This is a genomic window from Xanthocytophaga agilis, assembly GCF_030068605.1.
Lineage (GTDB): Bacteria > Bacteroidota > Bacteroidia > Cytophagales > 172606-1 > Xanthocytophaga > Xanthocytophaga agilis.
In genome coordinates, this window is sequence record NZ_JASJOU010000007.1 from 314,039 (window position 1) to 329,975 (window position 15,937).

Consider the following 15,937-nt stretch of genomic DNA (forward strand, 5'->3'; position numbering starts at 1 on the left):
TTCTTATCAGCCTTATATATCTTAGTGTCAGGTTCCTCCGCAAATGGAGGAATTCTTCTGACCCAGGAAATACATCTTTGACAAGCAAGACAGAAGCAAGGAGTTAAACTATCCTGATATGAAAACAATCCAACTGCCGGAAAAAAACAATCCTAAAGTGCTCAATGCCTGGTGTAGTTATGACTGGGCCAATTCAGTCTATAATCTGACTGTTACCTCAGCGATCTTCCCTATTTATTACAATGGTGTCACTTCGGCAGCACCTCCAGATGGTTTTGGAAAAAATGCGAATGGAGAGACAATGATCGATTTTCTAGGCTTGACATTTGACAGCCAGGTATTGTACTCTTATGCTATCTCAGCATCCTTTCTGGTAATTGTTTTTCTGGCACCTATTCTGTCAGGTATAGCAGATTATAGTGGAAAGAAAAAGAGTTTTATGCAGTTTTTCACCTATCTGGGATCAATAGCCTGTCTGGGACTTTTCTTCTTTAAGGGACTTAATATTGAATATGGCATTCTATGTGCCTTTCTGGCAAGTATAGGATATGCAGGCTCTCTTGTATTTTACAATGGCTTCTTACCCCAAATTGCTACACCTGATAGGATGGACAAAGTTTCAGCTCGTGGTTATTCGATGGGATACATTGGCAGTGTTATACTCTTGGTGCTTAATTTAGTCATGATATTCTTTCATGAAACCTTTGGCTTAGCAACAAGGGAGATTGCTACCCGCACATCTTTTCTGACAGTAGGTATCTGGTGGATTGGATTTTCACAGATTGCCTTCTATTATCTGAAAGATATTCCTACCAATCATTCCATAAGTACGGGATTACTAACTAAAGGATTTGACGAACTAAAGAAGGTATTTGCAAAAGTAAGAGCTTCCCAACATACATTCCGGTACCTGTTAGGTTTCTTCTTCTGGTCGATGGGAGTACAAAGTATTATGCTAATGGCCCCTTTTTTTGGAGAACGGACTATTGGAATGGAAGGCACAGAAATGATTGCGATTGTTTTGATCCTGCAATTAGTAGCTATACCTGGAGCTATTGCCTTTTCACGAATCGCGATGAAAGTAAGTAATACAACAGCTATACTAATTGCCATTATACTTTGGATAGGCATTTGTGTAGCAGCTTATTTTATCACAACCAAAACAGAGTTTTATATCTTGGCAGGTTTCGTAGGAATTGTGATGGGAGCAATCCAATCGGTATCACGAAGTACCTATGCACAATTGATCCCTCAAACTACAACAGACACCGCATCATACTTTAGTTTGTACGATGTTACTGAAAAACTAGCGATTGTTATTGGTACCTTTACCTATGGACGTGTACTGGAAATCAGCCACAATGTACGTCTTAGCGCATTGAGTATGGGAATATTCTTTATAGCTGGAGGTATATTTCTTGTGTTTGCACGCCTTCCTCGTCGGGTAAGTGATGCGGTAGCAAGTAATTAAAAGATGAAACTACTTTGCAGATACCATAGAAACAAGAGATATTTGCAGCCTGAAATGCAAAACGGTAGCCTAAAAAATATTTTTGCAAAAGACTAGCTATAAACGAAAGCATTAGCAAATGTGTCTATCGGGAGGCTGTTTACCATTTCGGGCTTTTTGCTATCAATAACAATCAGAAATTTCACAATTCCACATTAACCATCAAAACATGAGTAACCAATCGAATCCTTGGCATGCTGTATCTTATGGCTCCAATTCGCCAGTAACTGTAAACGGTATCATTGAAATCCCTAAAGGAAGCAAAGCCAAATATGAACTGGACAAAGAAAGTGGTCTGTTGATTCTTGACCGTGTGTTATTCTCCGCAGTACACTATCCTGCCAATTATGGATTCATTCCACAAACCTATTGCGATGATCATGATCCTCTGGATATACTGGTTATATCTCAAGTTGATTTTCCATCTCTGTGTCTGGTAGAAGCTAAAGTAATCGGAGTAATGCGTATGATTGATCAGGGAGAAGCAGATGACAAAATTATCGCTGTAGCTCAACATGATGTGTCTGTTAATCACATTGATGACATTGACCACTTGCCTCCACACACACTGGTTGAAATGCGTCGTTTCTTTGAAGACTACAAGAAACTTGAGCATAAAGCAGTTGTGGTAGAACACTTCCTGGGCAAAAAAGAAGCATACAAAATCATTGAAGATGCTATTGCTCTGTATCGCGAAACATTCGGACAACCTGCATAATTTAGTATTCAGCTTGTAAATACCAACCAATTCACAGGAAATAAGAATATCACATATTCACCCCATTATTCTTATTTTCTGTGAATTCTACTCTCACCCAACGTACCTCTCTTTTTATACTTTGAAGTAACCGTTAACCCCACTACTCACGTGTACTTCCTACTCAAACTCATCGCTCGCCTTGCCCTTAGAGTCTTTTTTCGTAAGATTCATGTTCAGGGGCTCACTGAAATTCCTGTGAATGGACCTTTGCTGGTTGCAGCCAACCACCCCAATACCTTCATGGACCCTATCCTGATAGCTGTATATCTCAAACAGGACATTTATTTCCTAGCCAATGGCTCGATCTTTAAAAATCCTATAGTTGCCTGGTTTTTAAAGAAACTTCATATGATACCTATATACCGGAAAAAGGATGTAGGAGCAGGTGAAAAAGTAAACAACAGTGCTACCTTCTCTAAGTGTTTCGAATTTTTACGTAAGAAAGGCACACTGTTAATATTTCCGGAAGGAACCAGCGAGCACGAACGTCGGTTAAGGCCTCTCAAAACAGGTACAGCCCGCATTGCATTAGGTGCTGAGGCTTCTGCCAACTTTGAACTGGGTGTAAAGATTCTGCCGGTAGGATTGACCTATACTGATCCCAAACATTTTCAAAGCGAGGTTTTTGTACACTTTGCTACTCCTATCGATGTACAAGCCTATAAAGAACACTATCAGCAAGAGGAGTTTGCTACAGTGGATGCCTTAACAGAGGAACTCCGTCAGCGACTTGAGCACCATACTATTACTACCAGCAATGAAGAACATGACCTGCTGGTACATAATATTGAAAAGTTATATAAGAACCGTTTGATTGATGAATTGGAAATTTCTCCTGACCCATCCAGAGAAAACTTTCTGATTACAAAAGGGATTGCAGAAGCTGTAACTTATTATGAAACCAATCAGCCTCAACGCTTTTTAGCGATCCGGCAAAAAATTCAGGAGTATGTCAATCTGCTTAACAAGCTGGGTCTGGATGAAGAAACTATAACTCGGAAAAACCAATTTGTACATCGGCTTACACGGGGAATATTTCTGGTGCTGGGCTTTCCAATCTATTTGTATGGACTGATATTCAATTATCTGCCTTATATTCTACCATCCAAGATTGCAGGATGGATCTCAAAGGACGTAACCTATAGGGCACCTCTGATGATGATCACCGGAATAATTACTTTTACTGGATTTTATATAGCTGAAATATATTATTTCTATCAGAGGATACCTTTACTATGGCCAACTATCCTTTTCGCTCTGAGCTTACCTGTCAGTGGATTTATCTGCTGGTATTACTGGTTATTGGCTGAGGATTCCTATGAAAGCTGGTCATTCCGGAGGCTATCTCAGAAACGCAAAACACAGATTACTCATTTACTTACTGAACGTAAAGAAATCTTTGTCTTACTGGAAGAAGCGAAACAAGAATATCTTGGTACGATAAAAGCCGAATCATAGGTACTATCCTTTGCTCATATCCTGTATACTTTCTGTCAATAACCTATAGATTCGTTGTTGTAACGGGTAATCTTTCAGATAGCGTACATGATTAGCAATTGTTTGTTCGTCGCCTCGTATGGCAGGTCCGGTTTGAACAGTAGCAGGATTATCAACAGCTAATGCTTTTGTAAACGTTTCTTCGATAAGGGGTTTGAGCAGAGAAAACTCTAACCCTTCACGTTCAACAATATTACGAGCTACAGCCATCAGGTGATTGGAGAAATTACAGGCAAATACAGCTCCAACATGCAGTATCTTCCGTTCGTCAGAGCTAACCAGGTATACTGTTTTGCTGATGCTTTGTGCCAGTGCCACAATGTATTCTTCTGTTCTATCATTACTGGCTTCTAAACAAAACGGTACCTTCTGAACATCTACATGCCTGCTTTTACTAAATGTCTGTAAGGGATAAAAAACTCCCCGATCAGGAAAAGGTCGCAAGGTAGATAATGGCAATGTTCCAGAGGTATGACACAAGATAGCACCTTCCGGAAGGATACAGCTGTCAGCAATCCGTTCTACGGCATCATCAGGAATGGTAATGAAAAAAATATCTGCATCACTAGCTGTAAAGTCAAGTGTATTTACAGCCTGCGCATCGTATAGATTTCGTGTCAATTCTTTTGCATGACGTATATCACGGCTATATACCTGCCGTATGGAGTGCCCTGCATCTTCCAGAGCCTGTGCTAAATGCCAGGCAACATTGCCAGCACCAATAAAGGAGAGTTTTGCCACTTTGTATTTCTTTCAAATTTCAATGTACAAATAAATCAAAGTTTGGTATAAGTAGAAAAACAATCCCCTCCTGAATTTCTGTGTTAAGAGCTTCAGGAGGGGATTCAAACTGTCAACTTTTTATTCTAGTACCTAATCATCCAATAGGGATTACGTTCTTCTTTTATTTTTTCTTTGATGAACTTATCAAGCATCTTTTCATACGCAGTCTCTGTTAACTTAGTTCCTTTCATCTTTTTAGGCAAATCCAGTTCCTGAGTCAGCTTTTTATTTTCAATACGGGAAGCTTCAATGGTGACAGTCCCATCGTTGATATCCAGAGCCAGAATCATTCCGGGGAGCCCATATGAACGTTCCGGACCAATATTAGAAGGAATATCCTGTGCAAACCAGGCAACAATCTTTTGCTTCTTCACTGTATCTTCTTTCATTGCCTTCATACAAATATGTCCGGCCACATCCTTCAGGTCATTCATAATCTTCCAGTTTTGTGTACCAAGCGAGTCTTCAATGATATACGTTTTTCCTACCATCTCAATAATATCTACCATTGTATTCTTCTCAAAATCACGTTTTACCACATATTGTTCCTTGCGCCAGTCATAGCCAGAAGATTCAGCCGGCTTTTCATCCGAATAGGTATACTTGCTTGATTTGTCATTAAAGTATAACACCATATACTCTTTCCAGTCATCGCGCCCGCCCCACATATAGGCATTCCGTTCTTTTTCCTGTTTGCTCAGAAATGTAAGCTGATTGATCATTTTAGTCCAGTAGGTAGTTCGGGTATAGTGTACGATTCCTTCCTGCTGGGCGGATGCAGCAACGGATAAAAGCAGTGTAAACAAGAGCACTAATTTCTTCATAGAGATGTAAGCAGATAAATATGTAAATAGTATGAATCTATATCAAATAGCTATTACCAGCCACCATTGTTTTTCACCTTATCAGAATAACCACGTACATTATAGGAGATACTTAGCATAAAGTAGCGGGCTAATGTCAATGCAGTTTGCTGAGTAATAATATTTTGTGAGCCATTTTGTGTAATACTTCTTCGTTTATTCAAAATATCAAAGGCAGCCAGTCGCATTTCTACTTTGTTATCCTTCAGGAAAAGGCGACGTATGGAGGCATTGAAAATAGGAATATCCTGATTGAAGTTAAACCGATCATTCTGATAGGAAGTATAGTTTAGATTACTTTCCAGGAAAAACTTCTTGGCAAAATTCCATTTCAGAGAAACATCTGCTCCTTTTCTCCAGATCTCCTGGTTCTGACGTTCTTCAATAGAATAATTAATTGTGTTGAAGTTAAGATTGCCACTCAATGTCATCAATAGCTTTTCATTTGGAGTCACAGTAAAACCAAGCCGCCCATTGTAACTATTATTGTTAGTTTCATTACGAATGCCATTGATAAATAGAGGAGTGGCACTTCTATTATATCCGGCACTCAGATTAAGGGTTAGTTTGGTTTTGATAATTGGCTTTCCAGCATATAGTGATGTACCAAAGCTACTACCTCCCGAAATATTCTCAGGACGTGTAAATGTCACCAGAGAGTCATTAATAGTTTGGTTGTACACTACCCGACTCATATAATAACTATAATTGACTGAGAGATTAATATTGGTAAAAGTAGAAGGGTCAAATTTGTAGAAGAAGGCGTTCAACTGGTGACTTTTTTCAGGAGAAAGATCTGGATTACCAGTAATAATGTAATAGGGATTATTGTTATTTACTACTGGCTGGAGATCATTCAGTTGGGGAGCCTGTACATTTAGTGAATAACCTGTACTAAAATACATATTATTCTTCATTTCAATATCAACTCCCACATTTGGTGTCCAGGCTGTAAAATTGCGTCTGATCTGACTACGATTCTCATCTGAAGCACTGTTAGCAAACTTTCCCTCCAAATCGTATCGTAATCCAGCCATACCCAAAGATATATTTATGCCAGAGTATGAATATCGTAGACTGGTACCCAGTCGATTGTAATAAATCTGATTGGTATAATAGGCACTCAAACTATCCATACGGGCATCATTCTGCAAACGATTAAAAGCATCTTTACTTACTTCTCTGAAATCAGAACTAAAGTTATAGAATGTCTCCCAGTAAAACTTCTTACTCAAAGGTTCTAAAAATAAAGCACTTGTCTTTAACTGACTCTGCTTGTTGTTATTATCATTGAGTTGTCCAAGTGCCCTGATCTGATCATTGGGATCTAACGCAGTGAGATAACGGGTAAGTGAGTTTAGATTTTCATTTCCATTGGATGAGCTGGCATTAAAGCCACCACTCCAGGCAAAACTACGTCCTTTCTTTTTAAAACGATGGCGATAGATAACCGCACTGGTTAATGTAAATGAATTGAGCGTTGTTCCATTATTTATTTGTACCGCACTCCCTAGCCCTTGTCGTTCTGTCAGATAACTTTGTTGTTGACTATCTGTAACATCAGAGTTACTAAATCGGAGATTCCCCTTGGCAATAAGGGTATTGCTGGAATCAAGCATTTGTTCTATACGCATACCGATGCTATGATTACCCCGAAAATCAACTTTCCTGGTAGTATCTGTTGTAAAGAAAGACGAAGAATCTAATAAAGTTTGTTTATTGGTAAACTGATCCAGGTTTAACCGGGTTTGGTTATAGAAGTAGCTGGTGCTGAACTTTGTTTTCTGGTGTGTATAGTTATAATTTACTCCTGCTCCGGCATTTTTAGTAAAGCCCCGTCCATCGAAATTATTCAGAATGCCACCGCCATCCGAAAAGTAGTATATCATGCCTCCCCCAAATCCAAAGTCACCATTGTCATAATTGTTAAAAGAGTTATTCCCTTTAAACTCACCATAGTCTTCCCAGTTTACACCTGTTTCGTTAATATTATTTCCATATCCAATGACAGAGAACTGCTCTTTTTTATTAAATCGGTTGTAATTACCACGAGCAGCCCAACGTTCTTTAGTTCCTCCTGCTAACGTAATTTTTCCAAAAGACCCTTTCTTAAATTCATCTTTCAGTTCCAGGTTCATTACCTTTTCGCGTTTGCCATCATCTACTCCTGTTAACTTAGACTGTTCTGATTTGTCATTGTATACTTGAATCTTTGACAATGTTTCTGCACCCAGGTTTTTAGTTGCAGCTTTCGGATCATCCCCAAAGAAAGTTTTTCCATCTACTGTCACTCGTTTAATATCTTTTCCTTGAGCTTTGATGTTTCCATCGCCATCGACTTCAATTCCAGGTAGTCGACGCAGAAGGTCTTCCACTGTTGAACCAGGAGGAACACGAAATGAAGCTGCATTGTATTCAATAGTATCTCCTTTGATGCTTAGTGGGGCACGCGCAGCCTTGATAACCACTTCGATTAGCTCTTTGGCAATAGGTTTGACTTTTAGACTTCCCAGATCATTTACATCTGTAGCAGAGACAGAAATAGTTTGCTGGTAAGGTAAGTAGCCAACATAGGATATTTTTAGAATATATGGGGCATTCTTAACATTCTTGAATTCAAAAGTTCCTTTTTCGTCTGAGCGGGAAAAATTTACCAGAGCAGAATCTTTGGGTTGTAATAACATGACAGTTGCAGCAGGCAATACAGCTCCGGCAGTATCATGTATAATTCCTTTAATAGTCACTCGCGTAGGGGCTTGAGCCTGAACCAACAGACAAAGCAATCCCATACACAACGTAAGTAGTGTTTTTTGCATACAACAGAGATGGTGAAAGTGGATAAACAAATATATAACTATATTTTTAGTTATATAGTATATTATTGAAAAAAAATATTCTACAGATACATTTATTTATAAGCATAAAGACAGACTAGAGAAAAATAAAAATAGGTGAGAGAAATAAACCTATCAAAAACCATGCTGAAATGCTAATAATCAGTAGTCAATTACTGAAAAACTGATATTTTCAAAAAAATAGTTTGTATACTCAAACTACTCAAGTAACATATCAGAAATACAATTACTATTCAGATGCAGAAAAAAGAGAAAAGTTGCAAACTCCTGTAAAAAAATTAGCGGGTGAAATCTAAAAAGATTCCACCCGCTAAGTCATAGGGGCAAAAGAAGTAAATTAACCTCTTATCGTTTCCACCGGAAGATAGAGATTACAAACCCTATCAGCATTACAATAGATCCAATCCAAAGAATATTTATATAGGGTTTTTCGATTGCTTTTAGAATAATAAAATCTTTCTGTGTACGACTTACGCCAAATGTAAACTCTCCTGTAGCAGGATTTACATTTAGGAAAGAAACACGCAGACCCAGGTCATTTATTGTCTCAGACATTTGTCCAACCATCCGATCTTTAATAACAAAGGTTGGTTGTGCAATGTATTCCTGTGTTTTACCCAAAATGCGAATGTTGGCTTTTACAGCTGCATCGGAAGAAGTTAGCACGATACCTGGTATATCTGTGACACGTGTCACATCGTCCAATACAGCTACATAATCATTCAAATACAACGTATCGCCTTTGTGTGCTGTAAACTCTTCCGGTTTACTCCATTCTTTCTTTTCACCTGCCATACCTGGATCATAGTTTACGAATGTATACAGATCGCGACGAGGTTCTTTCTGAATATCCGGAGAAATAGCGTATCCACCCATTTCTCCATTTTTCTGAACCCGCGGATACAAGGTAAATACTCGTCCCTCTTCATCGCGGTATTCTACTTCATAGTACGTATTCTCCGGATACACACGTACTGTATCTCCTTTTTGATAATATACTTTTCCTTCTTTCTCAATAGGATTTGTTGCCACAGCTCTGAAAGGAACATCAGCAGATCCCAACAACTTAGGATCTACATACCCGGGAACACCTTTTACTTCAGCCCGCTTACCCTTATAGGTCACGATATATTTATCCATACGGGTAGGTTCGTTGATCCAAAGCAATGTATTCTCTTTATTTTCTTTATTATCGTCTTTTGTAAAATCTTCCCCACGAGAATACATCAACCCAGTCATATTTAGTGAAACTACTTTTGAATAACCGGATGAAAACAGGATTCCAATCAACATCAGAGCAACACCCATGTGAGATATGGCTCCACCAGACAGCTTATATCCATTCCGGATGATCATCCATAAAATACGACCATTAACAATAAGAGAGAAAGATGCTGCATATAACAAGATAATATATTGCCACTCAGCAACTTTGGCCACACTGGCAATTAATGCAGCTAATAACAAAGCAATTAATAATGGCATGACCAACCAGTTCAACGACTTAGCTGACTCATACCGCTTCCACCAGAAAAACTGTCCAACAGCTGAAAGAATAGCAATAACAATAAAGAACCAAAGTTGAAACTGTGTATAAAATTCAATCTGATCAGCAGGAGGAGCGACATTAGAAACGGCACCAAATAATTCAACGATTTTATTCCAGACAGGAATAGAAGTAGGAACCAATACCTGAAATGCAGCCAATCCCAGTACTGTAATTCCCATGAAGATCCAGAACTCACGGGTATATACAGCCAGTTCGGCATCGGCAGAAGGAATACGTTTCCACTCCCGGATCATCAGAACAATAGCGATGAATGTAAACACCAGCAAATAAATCAGTAACTGCCCTGATAATCCAAGATCAGTGAAAGAGTGTACAGAAGCATTGCCTAAGATACCACTACGTGTAATAAAAGTAGCGTAGAGAACCAGAATAAAAGTAGAAACAACCAATATTAGCGAAGCTTTTAACGCTGTTCCGTTTTTGCGGGCCAGTAACATGGTATGCAAACCAGCTACTAATGTCAGCCAGGGAATATATACGCCATTCTCTACAGGGTCCCAGTTCCAGTATCCACCAAAGTTTAGTGTTTCGTAGGCCCATACACCTCCCATAATAATTCCTGTCCCTAGAATAAATACGGCAAACAAGGTCCAGGGCATAGCAGGTTTAATCCACTCCGTGTATTTTCTATACCATAGTCCAGCAATAGCAAAAGCAAAAGGTACTAATGTGGCTGCATATCCCAGGAATAAAGTAGGTGGGTGAATTACCATCCAATAATTCTGCAATAGGGCATTAAGTCCGCTTCCATCTTCAGGAATAAAGTTAGGTTGAGTTTTAAAGATAGGTGCATCACTCATAGCATCCCGCAACAGGATAAACGGAGAAGATCCAATCTTCACATTGAGCCCTGGAATTACCACACCTAAAATCATCGAAGCCAAAAATGCCTGTACCAGCATAAATACTGTCATAGCAGGTGCCTCCCACTGACGATTCGCAAAGATAAATACCAGCCCAAGCAATACATGCCAGAATATCCATAGAAGAAAACTTCCCTCCTGACCTTCCCAGAAACAAGCCAGAATATATTTGGTAGGCATGCTCAAAGAAGAGTGGTCATAGGCGTAATAGTACTCAAAGTAATGATTGATGATGATAAAGAAGAGTGTACCCACTACAGCTACTACCGCACCAAAGTGTGTAAAAAAAACGGCGCGAGAAAATCTGCGCCACTGGTTTACTTCCAGAATATCTTCTTTGCGGCTCATCTGATAATACCCATATGCCGCAATCAGAGAAGAGATAAAAGAGAGAATAACGGCAAAATGCCCAAAGTTACCTATACCTTCGTGAATCATAATATAGTTTCAGATTTTGGATTCCGGAGGTCTGTTATCGATACATGCTACCAGAATCCAATGCAATAATTAGTTTATAAACTTGCCTGTGAACCGGCCTTCTCTGTTCCCTTAATTTCTGTTTCCTGATACTTGGAAGGACATTTCATCAGAATTTTCTCTGCAATAAACTCATTGTTCTGCATATGTCCAATCACCACTACCTGCTCAGATCGTTCAAAGTCCTGTGGTTTGGGATTGTCATATACAACGATTGTTTCTTTGTTATCTCTGTCGATTAATTTGAAAGTAAAGTGATTAGGATCGATTTCTGGTTGATAACTCATTTCCAGAATATTGCCGGTAGCATCTTTTTTCAGCGATCCCACCACATGTACTTTAGTAGATTTACCACTGGCAGCCATGTCAGCAGCCTCTTTGAAGGTAACATAGGTACTTACATCCTTTGTGGTTGACACAATCACAGCGATTGCCACCACGATAACAATAATGCCAATAATATGAGTAATTTTCATGGGAAAACAGGCAAGGTGTTTTATATAATACTAAAGTGAGACCTTATTTTTCTTTTAATTCTTTTTCTACTCTGGAGATTTTACGATCTGTAGCAAATACAAAAGCAAGCAGTCCTATCATAACTACAGCAGCAACAGCTACTACCACATAAATCATTCCATTTGCACGCATGGCATCAGCCATTTCTATATCACCTCCCGCATTCTGAGCCCATAAATTAGTGGATGCCAGTATAGCAACCAATGCAACTATTAGTTTCTTACACATCGTATGATCTAGTATTAACTCTATTTCTAAAACTATTTTCTTTGAAAAAACTATCCATTAACAGCCATTTTTTCTGATAGGGTATGCTCTACCATACGAATGCGGATACGTAGTGAAGCAATCCATAATCCTAACAAAGTCCATCCGAAAACTGCCGGATAAAATACCTTTCTTAAATTATTGTCCAAATCATAAGCGCTGAATCCTGGATTTCCACCTTGTCCCGGATGTAGAGAGTCAACTCCTTTTAATCGTGGAAGGATATATAATAAAGGAATCAGCATCCCATAAGCAAAGATATTATAGATAGCACTGATTCTGGCACGTTGCTGCTGGTCAGGTAACGATCCCCGCAAAATCAGATACGCTAAATAAATCAGCATAGCTACAGCGGCACCATTTAATTTAGGATCTTGTACCCACCAGTCACCCCAGGTAAAACGGGCCCAGATACTTCCTGTAGTAATTCCCAACATACCAATCACAATCCCAACATTGGCTGTTTCCACAGCAAAATCATCATTTTGAGGGGTAGGGTTGCGCAAATAGCGGATGGAGTATACAACAGAAAAAGTAAGGATGATCATCATAGCAAACCACAATGCCACATGAAAGTTCATATTGCGGATGGTTTCATGCAAGATAGGCAGTTTGGGAACAGGCATTAAAAAGCCACCTAAAATGGTGTAAAGCAACAGAATAACTGTCAGAACTTTCCACCATGATTTATAAAATAATGCTATCATAAAAGAGTATCTCAGAGAAAGGAACAACTATCAGAAGCACCAGTCAGAACAATATCTGGTAAGCGCCTGTTGTTACACAAATAAGTTGACTGCAAAGGTACAACCAAAATAAATGCGAAACGCCAAATAATTCAAAATCTGAAATGACAGAAATCATTTTTTGCTATTTGAAACGTAAAATATCTGAGTTCAGCTGATATTCTGGAGATTAGTAGTGGAATTGCATCTATTTTTATCTTAGAAGAATATAGACTTCAACCAAACGAACTAGCTTAGTAAAAGATTTATTTTAGAAACCATATCCCAGAAACAACTATTTCCTCATCATCCTTTGTATCAGTAAGTAAATAGAATGTTGCATAATTAAGGGCGAATCAACTCTTCCACAAATAAGGAAACAACATATAGGACAAAGCTACTACAATAGCATTGAGTGCCAGTAATGTGTTCAATTCATCCATTATTACTGATCGATCCAAGCCATCCATTGCATTGCGGGAAACCTTGATGAGCATCAGTAGCATAGGCAGTATAATAGGAAAACTCAGTATAGCCATCAGAACACTATTATTTCCTGCTTTGGAAGCAATACCCGATACCATAGTCAATGTTGAGGCAAATCCAAAACTACCTAGCAGAATAGTAAAAATAAATAAGGGTTTGTCATCAACCGGATTGCCTAACATCATAGCATAGACAAAATATCCAATTAAGGCAATCAAACTCATTAACAAGGTATTGTATATTATCTTGGAAAGAATAATAGCCTGGGGACTAGCCAACGTATAATAATAAAGTAGTCGCCCGGCACGTTCTTGCATAAAGCTCTTTGCAACAGCACTGACAGCTGTGAACAGCAAAATAATCCAGAACAAAGCATTCCAGGTAGGAGGACTTATACCTTCATTACGAGAACTGAAGCTCAGATAACAAATCAGAACAGTACTAACAATATATAACAGCATGCCATTCAATGCATACTTTTGCCGCCATTCTAGCAGCACTTCTTTACGAATCAGATAAGCAATCTCCCTAATTACAATCATGGTTGGATGGAAATTTCTCTTTCTGGTATGGTTCTCTATATAGTAGTAACAGACCAAAGCAAAACGAGAAACGAAAAACTTATTTTTTTCTAAATACTGGCGTAACTTTGGGCAAAGATACATTTTGTGAGTGAATAATAGGGATAACTGTTAACACTCTGACAACAGACTTAACTTATTTGAAAATTGACACCTGAATGGTACTCCCTTTCCTGGTTTTCACCCGAGACACTACGTAGTTTTACATGGGGTCAGAAACTCTTTTTGTACGGACTATTGCTTATCCCATTTTTATTTTCAATACGCTGGCTGTTATTTGTTCGTTTTCGGCAGAAGCTGGCGCTTACGATGCCCGGCAAAAGGTTTTACTGGTCATTGACAAGTCTGTTACGATTTATACCAGATCTTCTGGTTTCGATGGTAGTTGCACTGATCATTATAGCATTAGCTCGTCCTCAACGTATCAATCAACGAGTTGAACTCTCCTCTATGGGTATAGATATTATGCTGGTTATGGATGTATCCCGTTCCATGCTGGCTCTTGACTTTCAACCCAACAGACTGGAAGTAGCGAAGAAGCTGGCTAAAAACTTTGTCAATAATCGTTTTCAGGACCGGATTGGCGTGGTAGTATTTGCAGGCGATGCCTATTCATTAGCTCCTTTAACAACAGACTATGATTTACTGAATCACTTGCTCGGAGATATCAATCAAAATATGATTCAGAATCCTGAAACAGCCTTGGGTACAGCTATCGCGGTCACTATTAACCGAATGCGTGAATCGAATTCCAAATCAAAAGTTGCTATTATCATCAGTGATGGTGAAAGTGCGGCGGGTAATATAGATCCTCTTACAGCCGCCAAGTTGGCTAAGGTTAATCAAATTAAACTATATACCATTCTGGTTGGACGTGAAGGTATGGTACAGGCAGTCAATTCTGAAGGCAAAATCGTCCAGCAAAATAATACGGTTGACGAAACCATCATGCGTGAAATATCGCGAATCGGAGATGGACGGTTTTATCGCGCTTCCAATGCAGCTGCTTTACAAAGTATTTTCAAGCAGATCGATGCCTATGAAAAAGCTCCTATTACAGAAGCACGTTACAAAGACACAGAAGACTTTTATCAGATATATCTCCGCTGGGCACTGGTGTGTTTAGTAGCCTGGATAGCAACCAAGTGTACCTTCATGAATAATATTCTGGAAGATTAACACCATTTACTATCAGGCTTCTGATAGATCTCTAATCTTTATATCTATCAGATTATTTTCTTCTCAAACCAAATTCCAACCAGAACTCCGATTATCTCTTGATAGTATCAGACTTCTGATGCTCTTTTTATTTTAACAGAGATCTGATTATTCTCTTCCACTATCAGTCCGCTGATACTCTTGTATAGTCACCACATCCTTTATTTATATTTTATCTGAGTTTTTAAATATTCTTTATTTAATTTCTCTTCGTACCAACAAAAATTCTATATTGTCAGTATCATTATTTTTCTTGTTGCTATGATTAATAAAGTTGTTGCCAACGCAGATGCTGCCATTGCCGATATTTTTGATGGCGCGATACTTATGCTTGGTGGATTTGGATTATGTGGTATTCCAGAGAACTGCATTGCTGCCCTGCTACAAAAAGGAGTCAAAAATCTGACGTGTATTTCCAACAATGCAGGTGTAGACGATTTCGGGATTGGACTGATGCTCAAACAAAAGCAGGTAAAAAAAATGATTTCGTCTTACGTTGGAGAAAATGCAGAGTTTGAACGTCAGTTGCTTTCCGGTGAACTCGAAGTAGAATTGCTCCCTCAAGGCACTTTAGCAGAGCGTATTCGAGCTGGCGGTGCAGGTATCCCTGCATTTTTTACTCCGGCTGGCGTAGGTACAGAAGTAGCACAAGGAAAAGAAACTAGGGAGTTTGATGGAAAATTATATCTGATGGAACGCTGGCTACGCGCCGATTTTTCCATTGTAAAGGCATGGAAAGGAGATACGGCAGGCAATCTGATTTACAAAGGCACAGCGCGTAACTTTAACCCAATGATGGCAACAGCAGGCAAGATTACCATTGCAGAAGTAGAAGAACTAGTACCAGCGGGTCAACTGGACCCTAACCAGATACATACTCCAGGCATTTATGTAAAGCGGATCTTTCAAGGCTCTGACTACGAAAAACGTATTGAACAACGCACTGTCCGCAACTAATATCTCTTC

13 protein-coding genes are annotated in these 15,937 nt (G+C 39.0%); 5 read left to right on the plus strand and 8 right to left on the minus strand.

Going from position 1 to position 15,937, the window contains the following annotated elements:
- Positions 1-118: 118 nt before the first annotated feature.
- From QNI22_RS21120 to QNI22_RS21130, 3 genes are all read left to right on the plus strand, one after another.
- Positions 119-1,471: an MFS transporter gene (locus tag QNI22_RS21120; RefSeq protein WP_314513754.1), complete on the plus strand. Its 1,353-nt coding sequence runs from the start codon at positions 119-121 to the stop codon at positions 1,469-1,471.
- Between the two features lie 208 nt (positions 1,472-1,679).
- A complete protein-coding gene (locus tag QNI22_RS21125; protein WP_313982961.1) occupies positions 1,680-2,228 on the plus strand; it encodes an inorganic diphosphatase in 549 nt (182 codons plus the stop codon).
- A gap of 150 nt (positions 2,229-2,378) precedes the next feature.
- Positions 2,379-3,728: a lysophospholipid acyltransferase family protein gene (locus tag QNI22_RS21130; RefSeq protein WP_314513757.1), complete on the plus strand. Its 1,350-nt coding sequence runs from the start codon at positions 2,379-2,381 to the stop codon at positions 3,726-3,728.
- A gap of 3 nt (positions 3,729-3,731) precedes the next feature.
- Here QNI22_RS21130 and QNI22_RS21135 read toward each other — a convergent pair whose 3' ends face one another.
- The 8 genes from QNI22_RS21135 to QNI22_RS21170 form a co-directional block, all read right to left on the minus strand.
- Positions 3,732-4,508, minus strand: coding sequence for a Rossmann-like and DUF2520 domain-containing protein (locus QNI22_RS21135; RefSeq protein ID WP_314513759.1), 777 nt, complete (start codon positions 4,506-4,508; stop codon positions 3,732-3,734).
- Between the two features lie 125 nt (positions 4,509-4,633).
- Positions 4,634-5,374 (minus strand): GLPGLI family protein, encoded by a 741-nt coding sequence (locus QNI22_RS21140; RefSeq protein WP_314513761.1) that lies wholly within the window; start codon positions 5,372-5,374, stop codon positions 4,634-4,636.
- 53 nt (positions 5,375-5,427) lie between these two features.
- Positions 5,428-8,229 (minus strand): TonB-dependent receptor domain-containing protein, encoded by a 2,802-nt coding sequence (locus QNI22_RS21145; protein WP_314513762.1) that lies wholly within the window; start codon positions 8,227-8,229, stop codon positions 5,428-5,430.
- A 384-nt stretch (positions 8,230-8,613) separates the two neighbouring features.
- Complete coding sequence (gene ccsA / locus QNI22_RS21150) at positions 8,614-11,139, minus strand: cytochrome c biogenesis protein CcsA (RefSeq protein WP_314513764.1); 2,526 nt, start codon at positions 11,137-11,139, stop codon at positions 8,614-8,616.
- 74 nt (positions 11,140-11,213) lie between these two features.
- On the minus strand, positions 11,214-11,654 hold the full coding sequence (locus QNI22_RS21155) for a cytochrome c maturation protein CcmE domain-containing protein (protein ID WP_313997460.1): 441 nt from the start codon (positions 11,652-11,654) through the stop codon (positions 11,214-11,216).
- 43 nt (positions 11,655-11,697) lie between these two features.
- Entirely contained in the window at positions 11,698-11,922 is a 225-nt protein-coding gene (locus QNI22_RS21160) for a CcmD family protein (RefSeq protein WP_313997458.1), read from the minus strand.
- A 50-nt stretch (positions 11,923-11,972) separates the two neighbouring features.
- Positions 11,973-12,668, minus strand: coding sequence for a cytochrome c biogenesis protein CcsA (ccsA, locus tag QNI22_RS21165; RefSeq protein ID WP_313982947.1), 696 nt, complete (start codon positions 12,666-12,668; stop codon positions 11,973-11,975).
- Between the two features lie 374 nt (positions 12,669-13,042).
- Positions 13,043-13,714, minus strand: a complete 672-nt coding sequence (locus QNI22_RS21170) for a heme exporter protein CcmB (RefSeq protein WP_313982945.1) — start codon at positions 13,712-13,714, stop codon at positions 13,043-13,045.
- A gap of 186 nt (positions 13,715-13,900) precedes the next feature.
- On the opposite strand from QNI22_RS21170, the gene QNI22_RS21175 reads away from it, so the two are divergent.
- Both QNI22_RS21175 and QNI22_RS21180 read left to right on the plus strand, forming a co-directional pair.
- The gene (locus QNI22_RS21175; RefSeq protein ID WP_314513766.1) at positions 13,901-14,932 is read left to right on the plus strand and encodes a vWA domain-containing protein; all 1,032 of its coding nucleotides are present in this window, start codon (positions 13,901-13,903) and stop codon (positions 14,930-14,932) included.
- Positions 14,933-15,232: 300 nt separating this feature from the next.
- A complete protein-coding gene (locus QNI22_RS21180) occupies positions 15,233-15,928 on the plus strand; it encodes a CoA transferase subunit A (RefSeq protein ID WP_314513768.1) in 696 nt (231 codons plus the stop codon).
- The last annotated feature ends 9 nt before the right edge of the window (positions 15,929-15,937 follow it).

Excerpts from the sequence above, each read along its gene's own strand:
- QNI22_RS21140 (WP_314513761.1), bottom strand. The coding sequence starts at position 5,374 with ATGAAGAAATTAGTGCTCTTGTTTACACTGCTTTTATCCGTTGCTGCA.
- QNI22_RS21145 (WP_314513762.1), bottom strand. The coding sequence starts at position 8,229 with ATGCAAAAAACACTACTTACGTTGTGTATGGGATTGCTTTGTCTGTTG.
- ccsA (WP_314513764.1), bottom strand. The coding sequence starts at position 11,139 with ATGATTCACGAAGGTATAGGTAACTTTGGGCATTTTGCCGTTATTCTC.
- ccsA (WP_313982947.1), bottom strand. The coding sequence starts at position 12,668 with ATGATAGCATTATTTTATAAATCATGGTGGAAAGTTCTGACAGTTATT.
- QNI22_RS21120 (WP_314513754.1), top strand. The coding sequence starts at position 119 with ATGAAAACAATCCAACTGCCGGAAAAAAACAATCCTAAAGTGCTCAAT.
- QNI22_RS21170 (WP_313982945.1), bottom strand. The coding sequence starts at position 13,714 with ATGATTGTAATTAGGGAGATTGCTTATCTGATTCGTAAAGAAGTGCTG.
- QNI22_RS21180 (WP_314513768.1), top strand. The coding sequence starts at position 15,233 with ATGATTAATAAAGTTGTTGCCAACGCAGATGCTGCCATTGCCGATATT.
- QNI22_RS21155 (WP_313997460.1), bottom strand. The coding sequence starts at position 11,654 with ATGAAAATTACTCATATTATTGGCATTATTGTTATCGTGGTGGCAATC.
- QNI22_RS21125 (WP_313982961.1), top strand. The coding sequence starts at position 1,680 with ATGAGTAACCAATCGAATCCTTGGCATGCTGTATCTTATGGCTCCAAT.
- QNI22_RS21160 (WP_313997458.1), bottom strand. The coding sequence starts at position 11,922 with ATGTGTAAGAAACTAATAGTTGCATTGGTTGCTATACTGGCATCCACT.